This is a genomic window from Streptomyces sp. NBC_01506, assembly GCF_045040295.1.
In the GTDB taxonomy this organism is placed as follows: Bacteria; Actinomycetota; Actinomycetes; order Streptomycetales; family Streptomycetaceae; genus Streptomyces.
In genome coordinates this window covers 3,530,703-3,554,528 of record NZ_CP109422.1, presented here as the reverse complement: position 1 = coordinate 3,554,528, position 23,826 = coordinate 3,530,703, and the positions used below count along the sequence as shown (strand labels likewise).

Annotated in this window: 18 protein-coding genes and 2 pseudogenes; 14 read left to right on the top strand and 6 right to left on the bottom strand. The window is 66.6% G+C overall.

Annotated elements, in window-relative coordinates:
* Positions 1 to 24: 24 nt before the first annotated feature.
* Positions 25 to 2,271, top strand: a complete 2,247-nt coding sequence (locus tag OG329_RS15385) for a penicillin acylase family protein (RefSeq protein WP_405795693.1) — start codon at positions 25 to 27, stop codon at positions 2,269 to 2,271.
* A gap of 142 nt (positions 2,272 to 2,413) precedes the next feature.
* Positions 2,414 to 2,983, top strand: coding sequence for a hypothetical protein (locus OG329_RS15380; protein WP_405795692.1), 570 nt, complete (start codon positions 2,414 to 2,416; stop codon positions 2,981 to 2,983).
* 76 nt (positions 2,984 to 3,059) lie between these two features.
* Here OG329_RS15380 and OG329_RS15375 read toward each other — a convergent pair whose 3' ends face one another.
* Both OG329_RS15375 and OG329_RS15370 read right to left on the bottom strand, forming a co-directional pair.
* On the bottom strand, positions 3,060 to 3,284 hold the full coding sequence (locus OG329_RS15375; protein WP_405795691.1) for a hypothetical protein: 225 nt from the start codon (positions 3,282 to 3,284) through the stop codon (positions 3,060 to 3,062).
* Positions 3,281 to 3,790, bottom strand: a complete 510-nt coding sequence (locus OG329_RS15370; protein WP_405795689.1) for an ATP-binding protein — start codon at positions 3,788 to 3,790, stop codon at positions 3,281 to 3,283. Before OG329_RS15370 ends, OG329_RS15375 begins: the two co-directional genes overlap by 4 nt.
* Positions 3,791 to 4,062: 272 nt before the next feature.
* On the opposite strand from OG329_RS15370, the gene OG329_RS15365 reads away from it, so the two are divergent.
* Both OG329_RS15365 and OG329_RS15360 read left to right on the top strand, forming a co-directional pair.
* On the top strand, positions 4,063 to 4,893 hold the full coding sequence (locus tag OG329_RS15365) for a helix-turn-helix domain-containing protein (protein ID WP_405795687.1): 831 nt from the start codon (positions 4,063 to 4,065) through the stop codon (positions 4,891 to 4,893).
* Positions 4,894 to 4,896: 3 nt separating this feature from the next.
* The gene (locus OG329_RS15360) at positions 4,897 to 5,112 is read left to right on the top strand and encodes a DUF397 domain-containing protein (RefSeq protein ID WP_405795685.1); all 216 of its coding nucleotides are present in this window, start codon (positions 4,897 to 4,899) and stop codon (positions 5,110 to 5,112) included.
* Here the strand turns inward: OG329_RS15360 and OG329_RS15355 are convergent.
* Positions 5,097 to 6,044 (bottom strand): DUF389 domain-containing protein, encoded by a 948-nt coding sequence (locus tag OG329_RS15355; protein WP_405795684.1) that lies wholly within the window; start codon positions 6,042 to 6,044, stop codon positions 5,097 to 5,099. The genes OG329_RS15360 and OG329_RS15355 overlap by 16 nt on opposite strands.
* 20 nt (positions 6,045 to 6,064) lie before the next feature.
* Positions 6,065 to 7,063, bottom strand: coding sequence for a type I pantothenate kinase (gene coaA, locus OG329_RS15350; RefSeq protein WP_405801852.1), 999 nt, complete (start codon positions 7,061 to 7,063; stop codon positions 6,065 to 6,067).
* Between the two features lie 166 nt (positions 7,064 to 7,229).
* Here coaA and OG329_RS15345 point away from each other — a divergent pair, with 166 nt between their 5' ends.
* Both OG329_RS15345 and OG329_RS15340 read left to right on the top strand, forming a co-directional pair.
* Positions 7,230 to 14,009 carry a polymorphic toxin-type HINT domain-containing protein gene (locus OG329_RS15345; protein ID WP_405795683.1) on the top strand — a complete coding sequence of 2,260 codons (6,780 nt, stop codon included), beginning with the start codon at positions 7,230 to 7,232 and terminating at the stop codon, positions 14,007 to 14,009.
* 12 nt (positions 14,010 to 14,021) lie between these two features.
* On the top strand, positions 14,022 to 14,528 hold the full coding sequence (locus OG329_RS15340; protein ID WP_405795682.1) for a hypothetical protein: 507 nt from the start codon (positions 14,022 to 14,024) through the stop codon (positions 14,526 to 14,528).
* A gap of 116 nt (positions 14,529 to 14,644) precedes the next feature.
* Here OG329_RS15340 and OG329_RS15335 read toward each other — a convergent pair.
* Positions 14,645 to 15,604, bottom strand: a pseudogene (locus tag OG329_RS15335) (tyrosine-type recombinase/integrase); the annotation flags it as partial.
* Between the two features lie 358 nt (positions 15,605 to 15,962).
* On the opposite strand from OG329_RS15335, the gene OG329_RS15330 reads away from it, so the two are divergent.
* Both OG329_RS15330 and OG329_RS15325 read left to right on the top strand, forming a co-directional pair.
* Complete coding sequence (locus OG329_RS15330) at positions 15,963 to 16,364, top strand: DUF2750 domain-containing protein (protein WP_405795681.1); 402 nt, start codon at positions 15,963 to 15,965, stop codon at positions 16,362 to 16,364.
* Between the two features lie 117 nt (positions 16,365 to 16,481).
* Positions 16,482 to 17,399 (top strand): annotated as a pseudogene (locus tag OG329_RS15325) (polymorphic toxin-type HINT domain-containing protein); the annotation flags it as partial.
* A gap of 60 nt (positions 17,400 to 17,459) precedes the next feature.
* Here the strand turns inward: OG329_RS15325 and OG329_RS15320 are convergent.
* The gene (locus OG329_RS15320; RefSeq protein ID WP_405795679.1) at positions 17,460 to 18,146 is read right to left on the bottom strand and encodes a hypothetical protein; all 687 of its coding nucleotides are present in this window, start codon (positions 18,144 to 18,146) and stop codon (positions 17,460 to 17,462) included.
* Between the two features lie 134 nt (positions 18,147 to 18,280).
* Between OG329_RS15320 and OG329_RS15315 the strand changes: the two genes are divergently transcribed.
* From OG329_RS15315 to OG329_RS15290, 6 genes are all read left to right on the top strand, one after another.
* Positions 18,281 to 18,568, top strand: coding sequence for a hypothetical protein (locus OG329_RS15315; protein ID WP_405795677.1), 288 nt, complete (start codon positions 18,281 to 18,283; stop codon positions 18,566 to 18,568).
* A 179-nt stretch (positions 18,569 to 18,747) separates the two neighbouring features.
* On the top strand, positions 18,748 to 19,410 hold the full coding sequence (locus OG329_RS15310; RefSeq protein ID WP_405795676.1) for an SMI1/KNR4 family protein: 663 nt from the start codon (positions 18,748 to 18,750) through the stop codon (positions 19,408 to 19,410).
* Positions 19,411 to 19,906: 496 nt separating this feature from the next.
* Positions 19,907 to 20,743: a hypothetical protein gene (locus OG329_RS15305; protein ID WP_405795674.1), complete on the top strand. Its 837-nt coding sequence runs from the start codon at positions 19,907 to 19,909 to the stop codon at positions 20,741 to 20,743.
* A 472-nt stretch (positions 20,744 to 21,215) separates the two neighbouring features.
* On the top strand, positions 21,216 to 21,689 hold the full coding sequence (locus OG329_RS15300) for a hypothetical protein (RefSeq protein WP_405795673.1): 474 nt from the start codon (positions 21,216 to 21,218) through the stop codon (positions 21,687 to 21,689).
* Between the two features lie 49 nt (positions 21,690 to 21,738).
* Positions 21,739 to 23,190: a hypothetical protein gene (locus OG329_RS15295; protein ID WP_405795671.1), complete on the top strand. Its 1,452-nt coding sequence runs from the start codon at positions 21,739 to 21,741 to the stop codon at positions 23,188 to 23,190.
* Positions 23,191 to 23,202: 12 nt separating this feature from the next.
* The gene (locus tag OG329_RS15290; RefSeq protein ID WP_405795669.1) at positions 23,203 to 23,817 is read left to right on the top strand and encodes a hypothetical protein; all 615 of its coding nucleotides are present in this window, start codon (positions 23,203 to 23,205) and stop codon (positions 23,815 to 23,817) included.
* Positions 23,818 to 23,826 lie beyond the last annotated feature (9 nt).

Genomic DNA, 23,826 nt, shown 5'->3' with positions numbered 1-23,826 from the left:
CCCTCAGGAGAAGGAGCCCCACTCATGAGCCACGCCCACGCGCAGAACTCCGAGCTGAGCCGTCGTCGGGTCCTGGGCGGAGCGGCCGGGCTCGCCGTCGCCGCGGCGGGGCTGCCGTCCGGCACCGCGTTCGCGGCGTCGGCGTCGGCGTCGACGCCGGCCGAAGAGGCCCGCCGGCGCGGACACGCCGCCCGGGTGACGATCACGCGGGACGACTGGGGTGTTTCGCACATCGCGGGCGAGACCGACGCCGACGCGGTGTTCGGGATGATGTACGCCCAGGCGGAGGACGACTTCGACCGGATCGAGCGGAACTACCTCGTCGCTCTGGGCCGTCTCGCCGAGGCCGAGGGCGAGAGCGCGATCTGGCAGGATCTGCGCCAGCGGCTGTTCCTCGACCCCGAGGCGCTGAAGAAGGACTACGCGAAGTGTCCGGCGTGGCTGCGCACGTTGATGCGGGCATGGGCGGACGGACTCAACTACTACCTCGCGACACACCCCGAGGTGCGTCCACGCGTGCTCGACCGGTTCGAGCCGTGGATGCCGTTGAGCTTCTCGGAGGGCAGCATCGGCGGGGACATCGAGTCGGTGCTGCTCAGCCGGCTCGAATCCTTCTACGGCGAGCGGGACGTGCCGATGACCGGCGAGGAGCGCGGGCTCCTGCCGCGTGAACCCACGGGGTCGAACGGGATCGCCATCGCGCCGAGCCACACGCGGGACGGCCACGCGCTGCTGCTGATCAACCCGCACACCAGTTTCTTCTTCCGCGCGGAGCAGCATGTGACGAGCCGTGCGGGGCTTAACGTCTACGGTGCCGCGACCTGGGGGCAGTTCTTCATCTACCAGGGCTTCAACGCGCACACGGGCTGGATGCACACGACGAGCGGCGTCGACAACATCGACGAGTTCGCCGAGACGGTCGTGACGGGGGCCGGCGGAGCCCGCTCCTACCGCTACGGCGACGAGCTGCGCCCCGTCACCACGAAGACGATCACTGTGTCCTTCCGTACCGAGACGGGCGGGCTGGAGGAGCGCGACTTCACCACGTACGCCACCCACCACGGCCCGATCGTGCGCGAGGCGGACGGCAAGTGGATCGCGTGTGCGCTGATGAACAAGCCCGTGGACGCGCTCAAGCAGAGCTTCCTGCGCACCACGACGCGGGACTACGCGCAGTACCTGAAGGTCGCGGGACTGAAGGCGAACAGCTCGAACAACACGCTCTTCGCGGACTCGAAGGGTGAAATCGCCTTCCTGATGCCGCAGTTCATGCCGGTGAGAGACGACCGGTTCAACCATCTCAAGCCCGTCGACGGCAGCGATCCGGCGACCGACTGGCGTGGACTGCACAGCCTGGCCGATATGCCGCAGGCCGTGAACCCGAAGAACGGCTGGGCGTTCAACACCAACAACTGGCCCTGGACCGCGGCCGGCGCCGACAGCCCCCACGCGGCCGACTATCCACGCTACTTCGACCGGGCCGGCGAGAATCCGCGCGGGCCGCAGGCGGTCCGGGTGCTGACCGCACGCGACGACTTCACCCCGCGCACGCTGATCGAGGCCGCGTTCGATCCGTACCTCACCGCCTTCGCGCGGCTGGTGCCGGGGCTCGTCGCCGCGTGGGACCAACTGTCGTGGCACGACGGGCGGAAGGCGAAGCTGGCCGGTCCGATCCGCCTGCTCCGCGACTGGAATTACCGGTGGGCCGCGGAGTCGACCGCGACCTCGGTGGCCGTGTTCTGGGGTGAGGACATGTGGGCGCTCACCTCCCAGGCGGCGGCGGAAGCCGGGATGTCGGTATGGGACTACGTGGCCGACCGCGCCACGGACGCGCAGCGACTCGGGGCGCTCGGGACCGCGACGGGGCGGCTGCGGCGGGACTTCGGCGGCTGGCGGGTGCCGTGGGGCGAGATCAACCGCTACCAGCGCAACGACGGTGCGATCGTCCAGGAGTTCAACGACGCCAAGCCGAGCATCCCCGTGCCCTTCACCTCGGCGCGATGGGGCTCCCTCGCCTCGTTCGGCGCGAAGGCATACCCGGGGACGAAGCGTTACTACGGCACCAGCGGCAACAGCTTCGTGGCGGTGGTGGAGTTCGGGCCGCGCCTGCGCGCCTGGGCGGTGACGGCGGGCGGGGTGAGCGGACATCCCGACTCGCCACACTTCGACGACCAGGCCGAACGCTACGCGAGCGGTGACCTGCGGCCCGTCTACTTCTATCCCGACGACCTCAAGGGCCATGTCGAGCGGAAGTACCGGCCCGGTAGGTGACCGGTCCGGTAGGTGATCGGCGGCCCGGCGGGTGACCGGCCGCCGGGGTACGTATCGCCAACCCCGCACACACCGCACCATCGGCCGACTACTCTACGGATGCGCCGCGTTGCCCATCGTGGCCAAGTGGAGGAGGAATCCTGTGTCATCGCCCTGCGACCCCGAGCACGCTCCCGTCGGCGATGTCGGCGCGGCGCTCATGATGATCGACTCCCGGCTCATGGCGGTCCATGACGGCAGGACCGAGACCGATGCCGAACAGCGCGAGCTGATCAACCAGTTCGCCGCGTCGCTGGGGCCCAGCGGAGTCGACGACATGCTGGACGGCGCGTGCACGCTCATCTATGTGTATATGGAGTGGCTGCGGAAGGCCCACGAGGAGCACGACAAGGACGTCATCGAGTACGTGGTGCCCAGTCTGGTGGCCACGATGCGCAGGATGCCCCGGAGCATCCCTCCCGAGGCGATCCCCATCATGGCCGGCCTGGTCATCGCCGCGGGCACGGGCCTGAGTCCCAATCTGTGGCGCAAGCAGTACGGAGACTGGACCAAGGAGGAGATGACTCCTCTGGAAGCCACCACACTCCTGCTCGCGGAGCACATCAACCGCATCGCCGACGACCCCGACTTCGCCACCCGTCTGATCACCGAAGCTCTGTCGGACGAGGACGAGGACGAGGAGGGGGCTGGTCCGTCCTACTCGCACCCGTAGACGAGGGATGTGAGGATCGCCGCTGTCGTCAGGATGGTCAGGGCTGTGTCCAGCAGCGCCCGACGGCGGTCCGGCGTCACCGCGCGGTGTTCGTACGGGGCGGGGCCGGGGCGGGGGCGGGGGCGGGGCACCGGGGTGCGCAGACCCACAGCCGGAAGACGAAGCCCCGGTGGCGCGTCTCGCCGAGTACGCGGCCCCTTGCCCCGAGACGGCGTTCGCACCGTACGCAGTCGATGGCCATCTGCTGCCGGGGCGTGAGCCGGGCCGGATCGGGCAGGCCGTTGCCTGCGGGCCCGTTCACTGCCCGCCGTCCGTCTCGTCCGGGCGCAGCTCGACCCAGACGCGCTTCCCCCACCGCAGAATCTCGGTCCCCCACCGGTCGGCCAGCGCCTCGACCACGGCGAGCCCGCGCCCGTCCTCCTCGCTGTCGTCCGCGACCCGGAGTGTGGGCGGGGTACGGGACTTGTCCACGACGGCCACGCGTACGCGTCCCCGCGCGGGCAGGGAGACGACCACCCGTACCTGGTAACTGCCGCTGTGCCGAACGGAGTTGCCGACCAGCTCTGACACGACGAGCGCGGCGGAGTCCGCGAGCCCCGGCAGCCCCCAGGCGTTGCACGCGGCACTCACCAACAGCCGCGCCCGGCGGGCCGATTCAGGTGCGCAGGGCATGGTCTGGCTGTAGGCGGGGTGCCCGAGGGAGGACGGGACGACCGGGCAGGGTTCCATGTCGGTCTTTATGCGCGGGCCTTGGGCGGTGGGGCCGGTGGTGGGTGTGGGGGCGCGGTTGGGTTGGGGAAGTGGCATGGGGGCTCCCGGCGGCGGTTCAGTTCCTTGGGGCGGCTACCGTTTGTGATTGCTTGGTCACTCGGTAACTCGGTTCAGCGTGGGGTGTGTTGCCGGGAGTCGGCAAGGTGGAGTGGGTAACCCACATGGATTGGTATATGTGATCGAAGGGGGTTAACCCTTTGTAGGGGCGGCTTGAGGCGCCAGACTCGTAACAGGCGCCGCGATGCGGCAAGCTCTCTTGGTACGGAGGCACACACGTGGCAGCACCAACGGGACCGACCGTTCGACGGATGCAACTCGGCTGGGAACTCAAGCAGTTGCGCGACAAAGCCGGATTCACCCTTGCTCGGGCGGTGGAGGGGTTGACGTTCTCCTCTTCCAAGCTGCAACGCGTGGAGAACGGGCTGACCGGTCTGCCGAAGGTTCAGGACTTGCGCGATCTGCTCGACCGCTACGGCGTCCACGACGAGGAAGACGTGGATTTCCTGGTGGAGGTCCACCGGGACTCGGTCAACAGGGGATGGTGGTCTGTATACCGCAGCGTTCTGCCATCCGGCATGGGGATGTACATCGGACTGGAGAGCGGCGCCCGTGCGATTCGTACGTGGCATCCGAACGTGGTCTCCGGTCTGTTGCAGACCGAGCAGTACGCACGTGAGATGTTCCAGGCGGCGAAACCGGTCGAGGAGACGACGACCGAATTCGTTGAGCGCCACATCCAGATTCGCATGGAGCGCAAGGCGGCCCTGACGCGACGGGAGAACCGGCTGGAGCTCTGGGCCATCCTGGACGAGGCCGCGCTGCGAAGGGTGGTTGGCAATGCGGACGTGATGCGAGAGCAGTACGAGGAAATCACCGTGCTCGCCCGCCAGGACAACGTGACGGTTCAGATCCTTCCCATGGGCACGGCCACCTATCGAAGCAGCTTCAACTTCAACCTGCTGGACTTCGCGACCCCACTTCCGACGGTCGTCCAGGTCGACGCGGCCGACGGGTCGAACATCAGCGACAGGGACACCACCCTCTGGTCCTTCACTCGCAGGTTCGACGCTCTGCGGGCGGGCGCCCTCGCCCCGAGCGAGACGCCGATCTTCCTACAACGACTAGCACGAGAGATCTGACTTATGACCCACCGCATAGCAACTGACGTCGCCCCCGAATCGGCCTGGTTCAAGTCGTCGTACAGCTCGGAGAATGGCACCGCGTGCGTCGAGGTCGCCGACCTCACCGCCACCGCCCAGGTAGGTATCCGCGACTCCAAGCACAGGGCCGGGCCCGCGCTTGTCGTTCCGGTCGGCGCCTGGATGCGGTTCGTTTCGGAGGCTCAGTACGGTTTCTGACGGGGATTCAGGTTCGTCGTCCTCCTCCAGAGGGCCTTCTGGAGCAGCAGCGTCAGCGTCCCCGCGAGGACGATGCCGCCGAGGTTGATCAGGAGCTGTTCGCTGGAGCCCCACACCTGGCCGAGGTCCCCGTAGCCGAGAGCGACCGCGGCGTTCGCGGCGGCGGGGACCGTGGTGACCGAGATGGCGACGCCGACCAGCAGGCCCGACTTCGCCGAGGTCAGGGAGAGCATGCCGGCCACGCCGGCCAGGAGCGCGACCACGAACGAGAACGGGTCCGGCGCGTAGATGAATGCGGTGCTTGGGCGGGGCCCCTTCAGCATGGACTCGTGGAACAGGCCGAACACGTTCATCAGCAGGCTGAAGCCGGTCGTCAGCACCATCGCCGCCGCGAATCCGACGAGCAACGCGACCAGTGCGCGCAGGGCGAGCCGCGCGGAGCGCCGTACCACCGCCGTACAGATCCCGGCGAGCGGCCCGAACTCCGGCCCCACGGCCATCGCGCCGACGATCAGGATCGCGTTGTCCAGCACCACACCGCACGCGGCGATCATCGTCGCGAGGGTGAGGAAGGCGAGATAGGTGACGGTGAGGGTGGACTCCTCGTGGGTCGCCTCCGCCAACTGGTCCCACAGCACGGCGTCCGCGCCCTCGCCCGGCGCGTCGTCCTCCGCCTTGTCGGCGTGGCTGGACATCGACAGCTCGATGTTCTCGACCGCGATCGAACCGCTCTTGTCGATGCCGAGGGCGCACAGCTCGGCGATGAGCCCGTCGCCCGCCTCGCGCGCGACGTCGCACAGGACGAGATCGCCCGCCGGGTCGCGGGCGGCGCCGGGGACGACGACCAGATGGGTGGTGCCGACCGTCTCCTCGACCGTGCGGACGACTTGCTCGGTCAGTCGGGCGGGGACGATCAGTCGCAGATGCAGCACGGTCGCTCGCAGACGCTCGCTCAGAGTTTGCGCAGGGACAGCCGCTGGACCTTGTGGTCCGGGCCTTTGCGCAGCACCAGAGTGGCACGGGCGCGGGTGGGCGCCACATTCTCCAGCAGGTTAAGCCGGTTGACGGTGCGCCAGGTGGTGCGCGCGTAGTCGAGGGCTTCGTCCTCCGAGACCTGGGTGTACTTCCTGAAGTACGAGGACGGGTTCTGGAACGCCGTCTCGCGCAGCTTGCGGAAGCGGTTCAGATACCAGCTCTCGATGTCCTCGGCGCGCGCGTCGACGTACACGCTGAAGTCGAAGAAGTCGGCCAGACCGACACGGGTGCGGCCGTCCTGGCCGGGGAGGGCGGGCTGGAGGACGTTCAGGCCCTCGACGATGAGGATGTCGGGGCGCCGTACGACCAGCCTCTCGCCGGGCACGATGTCGTACTTCAGATGCGAGTAGACGGGCGCGGTCACCTCGTCCTTGCCGGCCTTGATGTCGGCGACGAAGCGGGTCAGGGCGCGGCGGTCGTACGACTCCGGGAAGCCCTTCCTCGACATCAGACCGCGCGCCTTCAACTCCTTCATCGGCAGCAGGAACCCGTCGGTGGTCACGCGCTCCACGCGCGGGTGCTCGGGCCAACGGGCCAGCAGCGCCTGAAGGAGCCGCGCGACGGTCGACTTCCCGACGGCCACGCTGCCGGCGACCCCTATCACGAAGGGGGTGCCGCGCTGGGCGCCGTGGCCGTTGCCGGCCTCCCCGAGGAAGGTGTTGAGCGCGCCACGCAACTGGCCGGTGGACCGCACGTACAGGTTGAGCAGCCGGGACACCGGCAGATAGACGTCCCGCACCTCGTCCAGATCGATGACGTCCCCGAGCCCGCGCAGTTGCTCGACCTCCTCGGCACTGAGCGGCAACGGTGTTTTGTCGCGCAGCGCGCTCCACTCGGCGCGGCTGAGATCGACGAAGGGGGTCGGCCCATGCTCGGCCCGACGCTGCACGCTCCGTGACGGCGAAGACGGTGTGATCACGTCGCCATTGTCGGGGGTGGGGGGTGGTTGTGGAGGGTGGGGTGGGTCACCTGGGGCATCTGGTGCAGAGAGTGGTGGTGCTGTTACTGTCCGGTGAAATTTTTGTATGCCTGCGAGGGGTGGGGGCGTGAGCCGTTTCGGCGTGCGGGGATTCGCTGTGTCCATGGCCGCGGTTGTCATGGCGGGAGTGCTTCCCGCGACCGCCGCGACCACGGCTGTCGCGGCGGGTAAGGATCCGGGCGTCGACCTGCCGGAGCTGAAACAGCCCGCCGCGGTGCCGGTGAAGCCCGTCGCGGCCGGGGGCAAGAAGCTCCCGGACGCGGCGAAGGCCAACGCGTGGAAGAGTCCCAAGGTGACCTGGCCCGCGGCCGGTTCGGCCGAGGTGACCCCGCAGGCGGGCAAGGCCCGGCGGGCAGGGGCGCTGCCGGTCTCGGTCGCCGGTCTTCCGGCCGCGAGCGGGGCGGCCAAGGACCGTTCGGCACCGGACCGGGCGGCGGCCGGTGAGCTGCCCGGCACGGTGAAGGTCACCATGGCGGGCCGGGATGCCGCGCTCGCGGCGGGAGTTGACGGGGTCCTGCTGTCCGCGCGCCGCGCCGACTCCGGTACCCGGCCGGCCTCGGCGGAGGTGCGGGTCGACTACTCCTCCTTCCGTGGCGCCTACGGTGGCGACTGGGCGGCGCGGCTGCGGCTCGTGGAACTGCCGGCGTGCGCGCTGACCACGCCGGACAGGCCCGAGTGCCGTACCCAGAAGCCCCTTTCGACCACCAACGACACCCGGGCCGCGACGCTGTCCGCGCCGGTGGCGCTCAAGCCCGCCGCCGGTACGGCCTCCGGCTCCGCTGCTGCTGCCGCTGCCGCACCGACCGTACTGGCCGCCGCCGCCGAGGCCGCCGGACCGACCGGTGACTACAAGGCGACCTCGCTGGAACCGTCCGGGTCCTGGTCGGCCGGCGGAGCCTCGGGCTCGTTCAACTGGTCCCAGCCGATCGGCGTGCCCGGCGTGCCCGGCGGCCTCCAGCCGTCCGTCGATCTGAGCTACAGCTCGCAGTCGGTCGACGGCCGGACCGCCGCCTCGAACAACCAGCCGTCCTGGATCGGCGACGGCTGGTCGTGGGAGCCCGGCTATGTCGAGCGCCGCTACAAGTCCTGCGAGGACGACAAGAAGGACGGCACCAACACCACCAGGGTCGGTGACCTGTGCTGGTACAACAACAACGTCACCCTGTCCCTGGGCGGCAAGAGCACGGAGCTGGTGTACGAGGAGGGCAAGGGCTGGCACCCGGCGACCGACTCGGGCGAGAAGGTCGAGAAGCTGACCGGCGCCTCCAACGGCGACGGCGGCACGGCGGGCGTCGACGGTGCGGGAGAGCACTGGAAGATCACCACGAGCGACGGCACCCAGTACTTCTTCGGACTGAACCGGCTGCCCGGCTGGAGCGACAACGGCAGCGCGGCGGACGACCCGGTCACCAACTCCACGTCCACGGTGCCGGTGTTCGGCAACCAGTCCGGTGAGCCCTGCTACAAGGCCGCCTTCGCCGACGCGTGGTGCCGGCAGGCGTGGCGCTGGCAGCTCGACCATGTCGTGGACCCGCGCGGCAACGCGATGGCCTACTACTGGAAGAGCGAGACCAACAACTACGGCCGCAACGTCGACGAAACCACCGGCAAGGCCACCGTCACCTCCTACGACCGCGGCAGCTATCTCGACCACATCGACTACGGGCTGCGGGCGGGCGCCGCGTACACCACCAAGGCCATGGGCCAGGTCCACTTCGGGGTGGACGAGCGCTGTCTGACCACCTGCTCGACGTTTGACGAGACGAACGCCAAGAACTGGCCCGATGTGCCGTTCGACCTGCATTGCAAGGCCGCGGCGACGGAGTGCAAGTCCCAGTTCTCGCCCAGCTTCTGGTCCCGTAAGCGCCTGACCTCCATCACCACCAAGGTGCTTACCGGCGGTGCGTACAAAGACGTGGACTCCTGGTCACTGAAGCAGGGCTTCCCCGCCTCCGGGGACGGCATCTCGACCCCGATGTGGCTGGAGTCCATCACCCGTACCGGCAAGGCAGGCGGCAGTGTCACCCTGCCCCCGGTCACGTTCGCCGGCGAGCAGAAGGCCAACCGGGTCGACAAACTCGGGGACGGCCTGGCCCCGTTCATCCGGCTGCGCGTCTACCAGATCACCACGGAGACCGGCGGCACCATCGCCGCCACCTACTCGCAGCCGGACTGCACCGCCACCACCCTGCCGGCCAAGGACGAGACGAACACCTCCCGCTGCTACCACTTCAAGTGGGCCTTCGAAGGCGAGACGGCCAAGGACGACTGGTTCAACTCCTATGTCGTCACCCAGGTCACCGAGGGCGACAATCTGGCCGCCACGCCGGACAAGGTGACCTCCTACGCCTATCTGGACGGCGCCGCCTGGAGCAAGAGCACCGACGAGTTCGCGAAGGCCGAGGACCGTACGTACTCGGTGTCCCGTGGCTACGGCCGGGTCCAGATCCGTACCGGAGCCGGTTTCGATGCCAGGACCCTCACCGAGGGCCGGTACTTCCGGGGCCTCGACGGCAAGGAGGTCAAGGACTCCACCGGCGCGATCGTGACGGACCGCGAGCAGTTCGCCGGAAAGCCGCGCGAGACCCTGACCTACAACGGGGACGACACGAGCCAACTGGTCTCCGCCACCTCGTACACCCCCTGGCGCTCGACGGCGTCGGCGACGCGCACCCGCACGGGACTGCCGGACCTGGAAGCCCGGATGACGGACACGCAGAACGTGTCCACCAGGACCACCACGTCGACCGGGACGCGTACGACGAAGACCGCCACCGAGTTCGACGACTACGGCATGGTCAAGTCGATCTCCGAGACCGGAGACACGGCCAGGACCGGCGACGAGAAGTGCACCACCAGCACGTACGCGCGCAACACCGCGACCCGGCTGCTGAACTCCGTCTCCCGGACCGAGACGGTCGCCAAGGAGTGCGGCGCCGCAGTCACCCGGCCCGAGGACGTCATTGACGACGTCCGCTTCTCCTACGACAACGGCGCCCACGGCGCGACACCGTCCAAGGGCCTGGTCACCAAGACCGAGCGGATCAACGGCAAGGGCGACGGTTACGACACCAGCGCCTCGGTCCCCAGCACATGCGGGACATCGAAGACCGAGCTGTGTTACGACGCGTACGGCCGCGCCCTCGCCGCCACCGACGCGTACGGCAAGACGACGACCACCGCGTACACCCCGGCCACCGGCGAGGCGCCGACACAGACGCTGGTGACCAACCCGCTCGGACACACCACGACCACGGTCATGGAGCCGTTGAGGGGCCGGCCCACCCAGGTCACCGACGCGAACAACAAGGTGACCACCACCGCCTACGACGCCCTCGGGCGGGTGACCAAGGTGTGGATTCCCACCCGGTCGGCCGCCACGTATCCGGACTCGCCCAATCACGTGTACGACTATCTGGTACGCCGGGACGGCCCGATCGTCACCACCACCAAATCCCTGACGCACGACGCGCAGTACCAGACGTCGTACACCTTCTCGGACGGTCTGCTGCGGCCCGTGCAGACGCAGGACCTGTCACCCGACCGCTCGGGCCGTCTGGTCAGCGAGATGTTCTACGACACGCGTGGTCTGGTCTGGCGCGACTCCGGGGTCTACTACGCGGACGGGCCCCCCGAACCGGTCGCGGTCACGGGCCAGGAGCTGAAGTACCCCTCCTCCAGCGACACCCTGTACGACGGTGCCGGCCGGGTCACGGCGGTGATCGCCCGGAAGTTCGGGGACGAGACCAAGCGCACCACCACCAGCTACACCGGTGACACCACCACCGTGATCCCGCCCAAGGGCGGCACCGCCACCACCGAGGCCGTGGACGCGCTGGGACGTACGACGGAGGTGAAGCAGTACACCAACGCCGACCGCACCCAGTCGCAGTCCCTCACCTACACCCACGACAAGCGGGGGCTGCTGGAGCAGGTCACCGACCCCTCGGGCGCGAGGTGGACGTACACCTACGACGTGCGGGGGCGCCAGACGAAGGTGGACGACCCGGACAAGGGTGTCACCACCACCGTCTACGACAAGGGCGACCGGGCCACCGACACGACGGATGTCGCCCGGGGTATCACCCTGCACACCAACTACGACGACCTCGGTCGTGAGACGTCCCTGACGAAGGGCGCCACGACTCTGGCGAGTTGGGCCTACGACACCCCGGCCAAGGGCCAACTCTCCAAGGCCACCCGCTATATCGGCGGCAAGGCGTACGAAAGCGCGATCACGTCGTACAACTCCCTCTACCAGCCGGTCCTCACCCAGGTCACCATCCCCGACAGCGAGGGCGCGCTGGCCGGTACGTACAAGTGGACCACCGCCTACAACGTCAACACCGGCCAGGTGACGCGGGTGGAGCAGCCCGCGATGGGTGACCTGGGCGCGGAGCGGGTGAGCAGCACGTACACCCCGGTCACCGGGCTGCTCAGCACCGTCGGGGTTCCGGACGCGGCGCTGGTGTCGGGGAACACCTATGACCACTACGGCCGTAACACCCGCCAGGAGTACGGGGAGTTCGGCGAGCATCTGTGGACGACCAGCGAGTACGACGAGCACACGGGTGCGCTGACCCGCGCGTACACCGATCGTGAGGTCGCGCCCCAGCGGATCGACGACACCAAGTACGCCTACGACCCGGCGGGCAACGTCACCTCGGTCGCCACCGCCTACGGCCAGGACGCCACGCGTACCACGGACACCCAGTGCTTCGGCCTCGACGCCCTGCGGCGGATCACCGAGGCGTGGACCAACACGGGCGAGCAGTGCGCCGGTTCGCCGTCCACCTCCGTGGTCGGCGGGCAGGACGCGTACTGGACCAGCTACACCTTCGACGCGGTGGGCAACCGCAGGACCGAGACCCAGCACAAGACGCCCTCAGGTCCGACCGCCGACACCGTGCGTACGTACGCGGCTCCCGAGGCCGGTACGCACAATCTGCCGAAGGTGACTCAGACCGGCACCAACGCGCACGAGGAGACCTTCACCTACGACGGCGCGGGCAACACCGAGACCCGCAAGACCGGCCCCACCGCCGAGTCGCAGAGCCTGAAGTGGGACGACGAAGGCCATCTGGCGTCCGTCACCCAGGGCGCCGTGAGCAGCAGCTATCTGTATGACACCGAGGGCCAGCGGATGCTCCGCAAGGACTCCACCGGTACCACCCTCTACCTTCCCGCGGGCAACGAACTCCACCTGGCCAAGAACGGCACCGTCACCGGCACCCGCTACTACACGGCCGGCGCGGAGCCGATCGCGGTACGCAAGGGCGGCAAGCTGACGCTGCTGTTCAGCGACCACCACGGCACCGGCACCACGCAGGTCACCTCCGACGCGGCTCAGCAGGTCACGCGCCGCAAGAGCACCATCTTCGGCGCCCCGCGCGGCACCCAGCCCGCCGACTGGGCGGGAGACAAGGGATTCGTCGGCGGCACGAAGGACACCGACACGGGCCTCGTCCACCTCGGTGCCCGCGAGTACGACCCCACGATCGGCCGCTTCATCAGCGTCGACCCGCTCATGGACCTGACCGACCCGGAATCGCTCAACGGCTACACGTACGCGGGCAGCAACCCCGTGACGTCCTCGGACCCGACTGGTCTGTGCCGGCCGGAGTCTTGTGGAGCGGGGGTTGCGATCGGCGGTACGGGGACCGGCAAGAACAACCCGGTCCGCTATGTGCAGGCGAAGAACGCGCCTGATCCGAAAGTGCAGTTCGCGGTCGGGTCCGGAATCAACGGTGACGGTTCTGTCGTCGGAAAAAACACGGTCATCGTGTATCCCACGATCGTGATCCCGAAGGGCTGGGACGGACAGAACGAATTCACGCAGCGCTTCTACAGGTTCCTGGACACGGCCCGCAACACCAACGGAACGCTGCCGCGGTTCTTGGACGACCCCACAAATCCCGATTACAACCCGGGGGCCGCAGAAGGCCAGTTGGGCCATTGGGCCCTGTGGGCCTGCAAGCAGACGGGGGACTGCCCCAAGGGCTTGGAGGCCAAGTTCGGCTCGATGGCTGCGGGCTTCATGCTCGAAGCCGCGGCTATGTCGGCGGTGGGTGGTCCCAGGGCGGGCGGTCTGGGGAGGTGCGACGGCCCGAACAGCTTCATTCCTGAGACCCAAGTCCTTCTCGCGGACGGCACCACCAAATCCATCGAGGACGTGAGAGTCGGCGACAAGGTCCTCGCCACCGACCCGAAGACCGGCAAGACCTCGGCCAGGACGGTCACGGCGGAGATCAAGGGCAAGGGCGCCAAGGACCTGGTCAGGGTAACGATCGACACGGACGGCAAGAAGGGCACAAAGACAGCCTCGGTGACGGCGACCGACGGCCACCCGTTCTGGGTCCCCGAACTCAACGAGTGGATCACGGCGACGGCCCTCGAGCCGGGCCAGTGGCTGAGGACGAGCGCGGGCACACACGTACAGATCACGGCGGTGGCACGCTGGACGCAGCAGGCCACGGTTTACAACCTGACCGTCGCTGATGTGCACACGTATTATGTGCTGGCTGGGGCCACACCGGTTCTCGTTCACAACAGCAACTGCACAAATTGGGCTGCCAACAGTGTGAAGACGTGGGGTCATACATTCAAGACTCATGGCGCCGGAGCGAAGAACACGAAGGCCCTGACCGATCGCGCTCGCAGCACCGGGAATCAGCAGGGTCAATGGCTGGACAATGACGGCGCTGCGGACTTCCTGAAGGGACTCCATGTCGAAGGAGCCGGTCCCAGGTCGGTGCGCATTCCAGATGGGTTGGGACAGGTGATTATGCCCGATGGGAGTATCGTCCAAGCGCGGGCAGCTACCATCGTCCCAAGTCCAAATGGGCTGTACAAAACGGGATTCCCGATTATTGGCCCGAACTAGGAGGCTGGAGATATGAGCTTCTCTGTGTCGTTCAATCCGGCCGTGCAGTCTGGTGCTGCGGCTCCTGATCTAGCCGGTCTGGAGCCGGGTGACGATTACGAAACCCTGGTCATGGAGGCGTGTAGCGCCCTCTCCGATGCTGGAGGCAGTAGATTCCACATTGGCGGTTTCGGGGACGATGAGTGGCCGCTCAATGTCGGGTATGACTTGTCTGCCTTCATGGAGCAGTTCCCGTCGCTGATTGCGAATGTGCGTGAGTGCCGCGAAATCGAGGTGGATCTTTACTCGCAGGGTATCGAGAGAACTTTGGCCTTCCGTCCAAGCGAGGACCTGGTGATTGTTCACTGCGAGTCGCGGACCAATTGGGTTCCAAACCCAGAGTTCGAGAGCATTGCGCAAAGTGAGCTAGTCGCGATGCTCTCGAAATTGGCCGAAGACTTCGCACGGGGGTTGAAGGCGATTAAGTTCGACCTGTCGGAGGCTGCACCATTCGATCGTTGGCTGGAGGGTGAGGTGTAGCCTCACGGCCCAATCCTGCAATCGACGTGTTGGATAGCAGTAGCAAAATTGAAGCCCCGCCAGGTGCGTCCTGGCGGGGCTTCTGCGGTGGGTGACGGCAGTAGTTGACGGCAACGTCAGTGGACGGTGGCTCCGCACAGCGGCGGGTCGTCGCCGTTGTCGCGGGTCGACTCGTCGTTGCCAAGGACGTCAAGGGCGGTGCCGAGGGTGTCTATGGCCTGGCGCTGGAGGCGGAGTCGCACGTGGGCGTAGACGGTGGCGGTGACTCCGATGTGGGCGTGGCCGAGGAGTTCCTTGATCACGACGAGTTCGATGCCCTGTTCCAGGAGCAGGGTGGCGGTGGAGTGCCGGAGGTCGTGGAAGCGGATGCGGCGGAGGCCGGCCTTGCGGAGGAGTGTGGTGAAGGTCCGGGTGAGGTTGGTCGGGTCGATCGATCTTCCCTGCGGCGTGGTGAACACGTACCCGTTGTGCTGCCACTCGGCGCCCGCCGTGTCACGGTCGCGCTGCTGCTCTTCGTAGCGGTGCTTCAGCGACTGGAGACAGCGGTCAGGGAGAGCGATGCGGCGCTCGGAGGCCCGAGTCTTGGTGGGCAAAGCGGTGAGGCCCTCTGTGTTAGTGCGCTGCAATGTTCGGCGGATGGCAGCGGTGCCCCGGTCGAGGTTGAGGTCTTCCCAGCGGAGACCGAGGAGTTCGCCCTTGCGGAGCCCGGTGTGGAGAGCGAGTTCGAACAGGGCCTGCAGCCGGTGTTCGTTCGCGGCGGCGAGGAGCTGGCGGGCTTCTTCAGCGGTGAGGGGTTCGAAGCGTCGGGGCCGAGGCGTGCCGGTACGGACGTTGCGGGCGACGTTGCGCGGGATCTCCTCCTCGCGCACGGCGTGTTCCAGGGCGGACTTGAGGACGGAGTGGATGTAGGCCAGTGTCAGCGGCGAGAGCCGCTTGGAGCAGCATGTTCCGGTGACGCAGCAACGGGGTTGATCACGGCCGGCGTCGATGCTGCGGGCACAGCACTGGCAAGTGGTGCGGAGTTGGTTGAGCCAGGTGGGGACGTCCCTGGCGGTGAGCTTGGCGAGCTTCTTCTTGGGCGAAGATTATTCTAAGTCCAATAAAAATGGCGTCGCGCCATCCTTGTCCACCATGCGTAAGCGATTTTGGAAGAACGAAGCGGCGGAGCCGGGTGACGCAGACCAATACGGTGCCCCAAACATCCCTCGTATGAAGCGGGGATCGGCGCCGCAGCGGCAGCGTTCGGACGGATCGTGGGAATCAATGGAGCTGAGCCATGAACCTATTCCCGAGCGGAATGGTGGTATGTTGCTGACACCGCGATGGCCAGAGGATCATGTAATTATGGATCCTGGCGGATACCGTAGGCTCCCACCCGGCTACTAACGCTACGGACGGGCGCGGTGCCAGTGCCCGCCGGCGCCGCGCTCAAGCGTGCTGCTCAAGTCGGGACGATCTGGGAGGGTTCAAGTGAGCGTAAGTGGGGCGCAGGCGGCGGCCTTCTTCCGTGAGATCATTCAGACTCGTACCATTTGGTGGGTTCGAGATGACGACGGCAGTCCGACGCCGGTTTCAAGTTCTGGGCGGCCAGCATTTCCCTATTGGTCATCGGAGGCCCGTGCGCAGCGCGCTGCTCAACTGTGGGGTCCTCAATTTCGTGCTGTTTCAATGCCGCTGGATCATTGGCGAAACGAGGCTTTGCCGGATCTGGCCAAGGACGACTTCCGGGTGGGGATTAATTGGAGTGGGCAGCACCTGACTGGGTGGGACTTCACTGTCAATGAAGTGGCCAATCGTCTCGTTCACGCGCTTGGTGAACCACCGTACGACCGGTAAATTCGATTGAGTCACAGCGCTCGGGCGCAGCTTGAATTGGCCTCTTAAGAGCGGTCCGAAGCCCCACCAAGACAACGAGTTCGATGCCTTCCTTCAGGAGGAGGGTGGCGGTGGTGTGGTGGAGGTAGTGGAAGCGGATGCGGCGCAGTCCGGCCGGTCGGAGCAGCACCCTGGACCCAGCGCGCGATGTCGGCGGTGGGTGGTCCCAGGGCGGGCGGTCTGGGGAGGTGCGACGGCCCGAACAGCTTCATTCCTGAGACCCAAGTCCTTCTCGCGGACGGCACCACCAAATCCATCAAGGACGTGAGAGTCGGCGACAAGGTCCTCGCCACCGACCCGAAGACCGGCAAGACCTCGGCCAGGACGGTCACGGCGGAGATCAAGGGCAAGGGCGCCAAGGACCTGGTCAGGGTAACGATCGACACGGACGGCAAGAAGGGCACAAAGACGGCCTCGGTGACGGCGACCGACGGCCACCCGTTCTGGGTCCCCGAACTCAACGAGTGGATCACGGCGACGGCCCTCGAGCCGGGCCAGTGGCTGAGGAGGAGCGCGGGCACACACGTACAGATCACGGCGGTGGCACGCTGGACGCAGCAGGCCACGGTTTACAACCTGACCGTCGCTGATGTGCACACGTACTATGTGCTGGGGGCCGAGACTCCGGTCCTCGTTCACAACAGCAATTGCGGCCCGTCCCTGAAAGATTTGCAGAAGGACTACCCGCGGCGCACTGTGGGAATTCTTGATGTCGGGGGTGATCAGCTTCCGATGATCAGTGGTCCAGGCGGTCAGTCTGGACTCCTCAAGAACCTCCCAGGTCGTACGAAGGATAACGGAAAGCACGTGGAGACTCACGCAGCAGCGTTCTTGCGTATGAACCCGGGTGTCAGAAAGGCCGTGCTCTACATCGACTACGCGACGGGGACCTGCGGAACATGCAGAAGTACATTGCCTGACATGCTGCCCGAAGGTTCTCAGCTGTGGGTGATCTCACCGCGTAGGACTGAAAAATTCACGGGACTTCCTGACTGAGTCTGGAAAGGAATCGGCGGCTGATCCAGGTGGATCGGCCGCCGATTCGTGTTTCACTGTCTACCAGGGCAGTGGTTCATCGGTTGTGTAGTCCTGAGCGCCGGAGTATGAGCGCCACTTGACTCCTGGCATATTCTCCGCCCAGGAGAGATCGCCTGGCGCCCTCGCCGCCAGGGTGACGTCATGACCTTCGTCGGGATCATCGCTCGGGTGGACGAGCGCCACCCAGCTCTCGCCGAGGAGGATGCGCGAGTCGTTAGCTGGCCAGTTCCACGCGGGGAAGGGGAACTCGTGACTTCCTTCCCGAGACCAGAGCCAATCTGCCGGGACTCCTTGCGCGACTTTCTTCGCAGGAGCCCCCAGGATTGCCTCTAGGATCGTGGCATGAATCAAGAAATCTGAGAGCTGCTCGTCAGTCCGTCGCCATGGGGTCGGTTCGTCGGACGGCTCTCGCTCGTACACAGAGCGATCTTCGCCGGCCGGGTCGAATGCCCAGACCCAAGTTCCTTGGTTTTCAACCCAGAACGGAATCATTCCGTCTTCCACCGCGAGTTCCGAAAGAGGGACGGCGTAGTTGTGCGAGGTGATCTCCCCGCCCCACTGGGCAGAGATTTCATGCCACTCGACAAGCTCTCTGGGCGCTTCAGGCGATTCTCCCAGTCTCGCATTGGGTGATTGCGGGGCGCCGTACCACCTCCGCAGAAATCGCAGCAGGCCCGGGTTGTCCGTGGGGGCGAGAGAGTTCATGTGAGACATTATGCGCTACATGCCGGGCGTCGACGTGAGTTGATCTGTAAATCGCTAAAGCAAAACGGGAGCCCCGTAGGTGGGGCTCCCGTGGGCCATGACGGCAGTAGTTGACGGCAACGTCATAGCCGACGATGCCTGACCAGACGGCTACCGGCGCACCCGGCCAGAGCGGCGCGCGAGGGCGCTACCGGTTCCGCGAGTACCACGTGACCACCCACGCCGACCCCATGGCGCTGCCCACCTACGAGGCGCTCTGCGTCACCGGCGAGGAACACAACTGCGGCTCCGAAACCGGCACCCTCCACACCCTGGACGAACTGACCCGCTGGATCGCCCAACACTGCGCCCGAACCGGCCACCAGCACTACGAGCAGACCGTCCGCGCCATACTCCGCGCCGAACCCGGAGCGTGGCAGTAAAGTCCCCCTGCGCCGACACCGCGCCAGCGGCAGCACCACCGAGCGCCCCGCGCTCCTGACGGCAGTAGCGACGGCAACACCCACGGATTCCCCCGCACAACCACGGACACCAGCGGACCCCGAAACCGCCGCTGATCTGCGAATACGCAGATAGAGAGGGGTCGCGTAGCACACGTACCATGTGCTGGCGGCCGAGACTCCGGTCCTTGTACACAATTGCGGTGGCGCTGTTCAGAGCCACCCCACAACATGCGATTGCGCCAATGGCGCCACGCCGAAGGTGCGGAACGGAAAACTCGCCGGAGGCACCCATCCAAATACGAATGTTCCGTTCGATGCGAAAGGATTCCCAGATTTCTCCGCATGGCGCCATCCGCAGGTTCCGGACGTTCGAATTCAGCTCACTGGTAGTCGATCGAGGGACTTCAGACTGGCCAACCAGGCAGCAGGACTGCCTTCGACGCCAGCAGGCTAGCTGCTCCGACGGAACGGAGGAACTCCGCGACATCGCTGCTACCTCACATCGTTTCCGACGTCCTGGGCTGACGACCATTTTGAGATCAGCGGGATTCGGGGAATCGGCGGAGCCTGGGGAATCGACTCGTCATCAGGTGGGGGGAAGCTCATATTTGATTGCCGAGTGGGAGTATCCGGAGATCGGTGTAGTGATCTGCCACACCCCCTCTGCTGGTCATGACACGGTAATGCTCGACTATTCCGTGTGTGGCCCCGAGGGTGAACCTGCCGTCGCTTATATCGATGAAGATCGCGCCCCTAGGCGGGTAGCGCAGTCATTTGAAGAGTTCCTCACGCGGCAGGTTCCTTGCGGTTCGATCGATTAAGGTCGGACGCAATTAGACTGTGGAGAATTTGCAGGTCAACCTCTTCGGTGTTTTGACGGCAACGTCAGCGGACGACGACTGCGGCAGGTGGATGGTCAGGGCCGTCGCCGGTCGGCCCGAGAGCGTCGTTCCGGGTGTTGATGGCTTGGAGTCGGGCATCGGTAAGCAGAAACAGGGTCGTCGTTGGAGATCCTGCGCAGGAGCGCCTTCACGCTGGAGATGCGCGAAATGGCCGAGATAGTCCAGCTCGGCACGGGCCACGAACTGTTGGAGTGCGCCCGCGGATCATCGCACTCGGCGTGAAAAACATTCGGCGACCGAATACCGGTGGATGGTGGGCAGGTTGATGGAAGCCTGTGTGGACGGCAGAGGGTTTTGGAGGTGAGCTGTGCGACATGAGGCATGAAGATTTTGTGATCGCCCTGTGACTGATCGTGTCTGCTCATGTCGGACTTGTGGTCTTGAGGGGCCTTCCTTGATCGCGTTGACTGCCTCGATGACGACTTGGGGAGAGACGAGACGCGGGTGGCGGCGCAGTATGACGGCGGCGGTCGGAGCGCTGGTCGGCGTGCTGGTCGCGGGCTCGGGTGCGCTGCCCGGTGGGCAGGCCGAGGCGGTCGCCACGGTGCGCAACTCTCCGCCGGAGCGGATCGTTCACGAGCTGATGTCGACCGATCCGGGCAAGCCGTGCGGCTGGGGCGAGGCGCGCGCGTACGCCGCTCAACTGCCCCGACTCAGAGTCGAGGCGCGCGATCCCGACAATGTGCCGCCGGTTTCCGACCCGGTGATGGTGCAGTTCCGGGTCGCTTGGCAGGACGGTGCCGACGCGGAGCGCTCGTACACCTACGACACCGGCTACAAGGCCTCGACCCCCGGCACGCACTTCACCCACACCGTGTCCCAGCCGCCTTCGGGCGAACCGCAGATCCCGTCGGACGCGATCATCCACTGGGACGCCCGCGCGTACGACGGGGAGGCGTGGGGTCCGTGGAGTTCGGACGGCGCGTCCGGGCGGTGCGAGGTGGTGCTGGACAGCGTTCGGCCCGGGGCACCGACGGTCGCGTCGGCGCGGTACCCGAACGACGAGGTGTGGCACCCAGGGGGTGAGGCGGGCACGTTCACGTTCACCGTTGCCGACGGGGACAGCGACGTGGTCCGCTTTCGGTACGCTTTCGACGGGAAGCCGATGGAGTCCATCGCGGCGGGTGCGGACGGTACCGCGTCGGTGAGCTGGACGCCGAAGAATTCGGGGCGTTCGTGGGTGGAGGTCGAGGCATACGACGCCGCGTCGAATTCCAGCGTGCCGACCTTGTATCAATTCCTGGTGAGTTGAATTCCTGGTGAGTTGACCGGGCAACTTTTCCCAGGGGGACAGGGCGTCGGACGTCGGGGAGGGTGTCGCCGACGAGGCGAAGAAGCTGGGCGGCGCCCTCAACCCCGACATCCGGGTGGTGTACCCGGCGGGGCCGGAGCGGCGGGACGACACGATCGTCACGGCTGTAGAGGGTGCTCTGATCCCCCGGCTACGTTCGAGACAGTGGCATCCACCTGACGCTCCAATCGACGTTGGCCATGGCGTCGGCGTCAGCTTGCGAACTGGCGGTGCATGGCGTCTCGCGTGCCGTTGGGTGGTATCGCCGTCGGTGACTTCGGCTGCGCGCTCGTTCGAACCGAGTTGCCGGTCGTGCTGCGGCCGATGCTGACGTGGGCTCAGCGTCGTGTATCTGAGCGGGAACCGAGGTCGTCCTCTTGCGTGGGCCGACTCCGGTGCGCTGCGGTGCCGGACATATAATGTGACGCCAAACGTGATCACCACCAACGGGGGTTGGCGAACCGTGGGCTTTGACGAGGAGTGGGCCGCGCTGCGGGCCGAGGCGGCGGAACGGGGTTCCACGGGGATGAGACTGAACCAACTCCCCGCGGACGGCCCCGCCTCGGGCCCCAGCGGTACGTCCAAGCTCGTGTCGACGCCGGCCGAGAAGAAGGCCGCCGCCGACACCATCTCCACCGAACTGCTGACCAGTACCAAGAAGGCCGGCAACCACGCGGACGAAGCCAACGCCGGTGCTGTCGGCTCGCTCAGCGGATGGGTGACCGCAGGGGCACTCAAGAAGGTGCAGACCACCTGGGACGGGCAGGTGAAGACGCTCATGGGCCGCCTGAGCAAGGAGCGGGACGGCCTCAAGGGCACTGTCGGCAACCTCTCGGGGGCCGACAGCGCGCGCCGTGCCGAGCTCTACGGCATCAAGACACCGTCGGCGTTCGACGGTTACCAGTGAGCCGCCGCAGGTTACCGCAGGATTCTGAAGCGTCCCGGGGGAAAAGGGCATGCTGACATACAGCGACGTCATGACGACCGACTTCGGAAAGCTCTCCGCCGCGGCCGACATGTGGAAGTCGATGGCGGGGGAGTTCGAGAAGGTCGAGAAGCGCTATCGGGACAGTGTCCAGAAAGTCACCCTCGGTGATGTCTGGCAGGGGGAGAGCGCCGACGCGGCCTCCTTGAACTTCGCGGCCACCCGGTACGAGTACCAGGCCGCCCAGACTCAGGCGAAGGCGACCGCGGCACTGCTGCGTAACGCGCACGACCAGTTCGTCGAGTTGAAGAAGCAGTTGGAGACCGGGCGCGCCGACGCCATCAAGGCGGGCATGAAGGTCTCGGAGCAGGGCAATGTCGCCTTCGACTACGAGCGGGCCACCGAGGGCGAGCGCAACGCTCTGCGTCACGACCCGGACTACGCCGCGAGTGTCCGGGCGAGTGAGCAGTCCTGGGCCGAGTACATCAAGTCCTGCGTGAAGGCTGTCAACGACGCGGACAACGACCTCCAGAAGGACCTCGAAACCGTCGTCAAGGACAGTGGTGGCGCCAAGAACGACGGCACGGTGGGCGGCTTCAACGGCAACGCCGAGAACGTCGCGACGGCGGACGACAAGCAGAAGCAGGGGCGCCTGGAGCTTGCCTCGCTGGCGATGCGCAACGACGAGACGATAGACGACTATCTTCAGCGCCTCCAGCGGGAGGTGGTGGAGAAGGGGACCGGCAGCAAGCGGCTGGCGGACCTCTTCGCCGGCGTACAGAACGGCACGATCACCGCCGGCGCTTTCGCCGCCGCGATCATCGGGACGGGGGGCAGCTCCTGGAAACTGTTCCAGTACCTGAAGGAGGGCAAGGACATCACCGCGGCCGGCACCACGGTCACCAACGCCGTCAACATCCGCTTGGCCGGGGCCGCGCCCGGAAGCCTGTTGGGCAAGCTTCCTCCGGGTCTGGTCCGGGTCTTCACCGGGTCTGACGAAGCGGCCCAGTTCGGCACGTACCTGAGGAACGGTTCCTGGATCGTACCGAAGGCCACCGAGGCCAATCTCGTGAGGGTCGCGCAGACCGGCGGACTCGCGAACGCCGCGTCGGCCGCCGGGTGGCTCCGGGGTGCGGGTGTCGTCGGTGGCGTCGCGACGACGGCCTACGGTGTGGCCAACTTGGCCACGTACAACACCGATATGATCAAGGCCGATCCCTCGAAGTTCGCCAGCGACGTCACCGGAACGGCGTTCAGCGCGTCGATGACCGCGCTGACCGTGGCGCCCAACCCGGTCACCGCCGGTCTGGCGATCGGCACGGGTGTGGCGTACGCCGGCGCTCTGGTGTGGGACAACCACGAGGCCATCGGCAAGGGCCTGGAGACGGCCGGGGACTGGGCGGGTGACAAGGCGTCGGACATCGGGGACGGTATCGCCGATGGGGCGAAGAAGCTGGGCGGCGCCCTCAACCCCTTCGATTAGCGAGGGAAAGCCATGCACACGACTCTCAGCCCGTTCACGCTCGCGTTCTGGAAGGAGAAACAGCCCGTCGGGCTCACGAAGCGCGGTTGGCAGGGCACTTCTGCGGAGTTCGGTGACATCCGGGTGGTCTACCCGGCGGGCCCGGATCGGCGGGACGACGCGATCGTCACGGCTGTGGAGGGTGCTCTGATCCCCACGGCCACGTTCGAGACGCGTGGCATCCACACGGAGGTCGTGTTCATGCCGACCCTCAATGGCGCGACGCTGCGGGTGGGTGACGAGGTTGTGCGGCTGAGCCGGAACCGGTGGGCGCCGACGCACCGGGGGCGTTCCCTGCGTATGACGTATCTGGGCGACGCGTACAGGCTCACGGCGATCAACCGCTGGGCGTTCACGGTGTCCCGGCGGCCCGGCGCCGGAGATCCCGGTGTCGTTGTCACGGTGCGGCAGTCGGGGCGCGGAAAAGGCAGGAAGGCAACCTTGCAGGCGGCGGGCCGGGTCCTGCCCGTCGATGTCTGTCTCGCGGCTCTTTTCTGCGGAGTCAACCGGTCCGTGCTCACAAAGTTCGGCGCTGTACGGGCGGGCTTCTCAAGGATCATCAACTTCTGGCTCGCTCTCCTGGGATGAGCGACTATC

Bases quoted from the DNA above. Each gene is read 5' to 3' on its own strand.
- OG329_RS15370 (WP_405795689.1), bottom strand. From the start codon at position 3,790: ATGCCACTTCCCCAACCCAACCGCGCCCCCACACCCACCACCGGCCCC.
- OG329_RS15385 (WP_405795693.1), top strand. From the start codon at position 25: ATGAGCCACGCCCACGCGCAGAACTCCGAGCTGAGCCGTCGTCGGGTC.
- OG329_RS15320 (WP_405795679.1), bottom strand. From the start codon at position 18,146: ATGAACTCTCTCGCCCCCACGGACAACCCGGGCCTGCTGCGATTTCTG.
- OG329_RS15345 (WP_405795683.1), top strand. From the start codon at position 7,230: ATGGCCGCGGTTGTCATGGCGGGAGTGCTTCCCGCGACCGCCGCGACC.
- OG329_RS15365 (WP_405795687.1), top strand. From the start codon at position 4,063: ATGCAACTCGGCTGGGAACTCAAGCAGTTGCGCGACAAAGCCGGATTC.
- OG329_RS15315 (WP_405795677.1), top strand. From the start codon at position 18,281: ATGCCTGACCAGACGGCTACCGGCGCACCCGGCCAGAGCGGCGCGCGA.
- OG329_RS15295 (WP_405795671.1), top strand. From the start codon at position 21,739: ATGCTGACATACAGCGACGTCATGACGACCGACTTCGGAAAGCTCTCC.
- OG329_RS15310 (WP_405795676.1), top strand. From the start codon at position 18,748: ATGTGCTGGCGGCCGAGACTCCGGTCCTTGTACACAATTGCGGTGGCG.
- OG329_RS15360 (WP_405795685.1), top strand. From the start codon at position 4,897: ATGACCCACCGCATAGCAACTGACGTCGCCCCCGAATCGGCCTGGTTC.
- OG329_RS15340 (WP_405795682.1), top strand. From the start codon at position 14,022: ATGAGCTTCTCTGTGTCGTTCAATCCGGCCGTGCAGTCTGGTGCTGCG.
- OG329_RS15290 (WP_405795669.1), top strand. From the start codon at position 23,203: ATGCACACGACTCTCAGCCCGTTCACGCTCGCGTTCTGGAAGGAGAAA.
- OG329_RS15305 (WP_405795674.1), top strand. From the start codon at position 19,907: ATGACGACTTGGGGAGAGACGAGACGCGGGTGGCGGCGCAGTATGACG.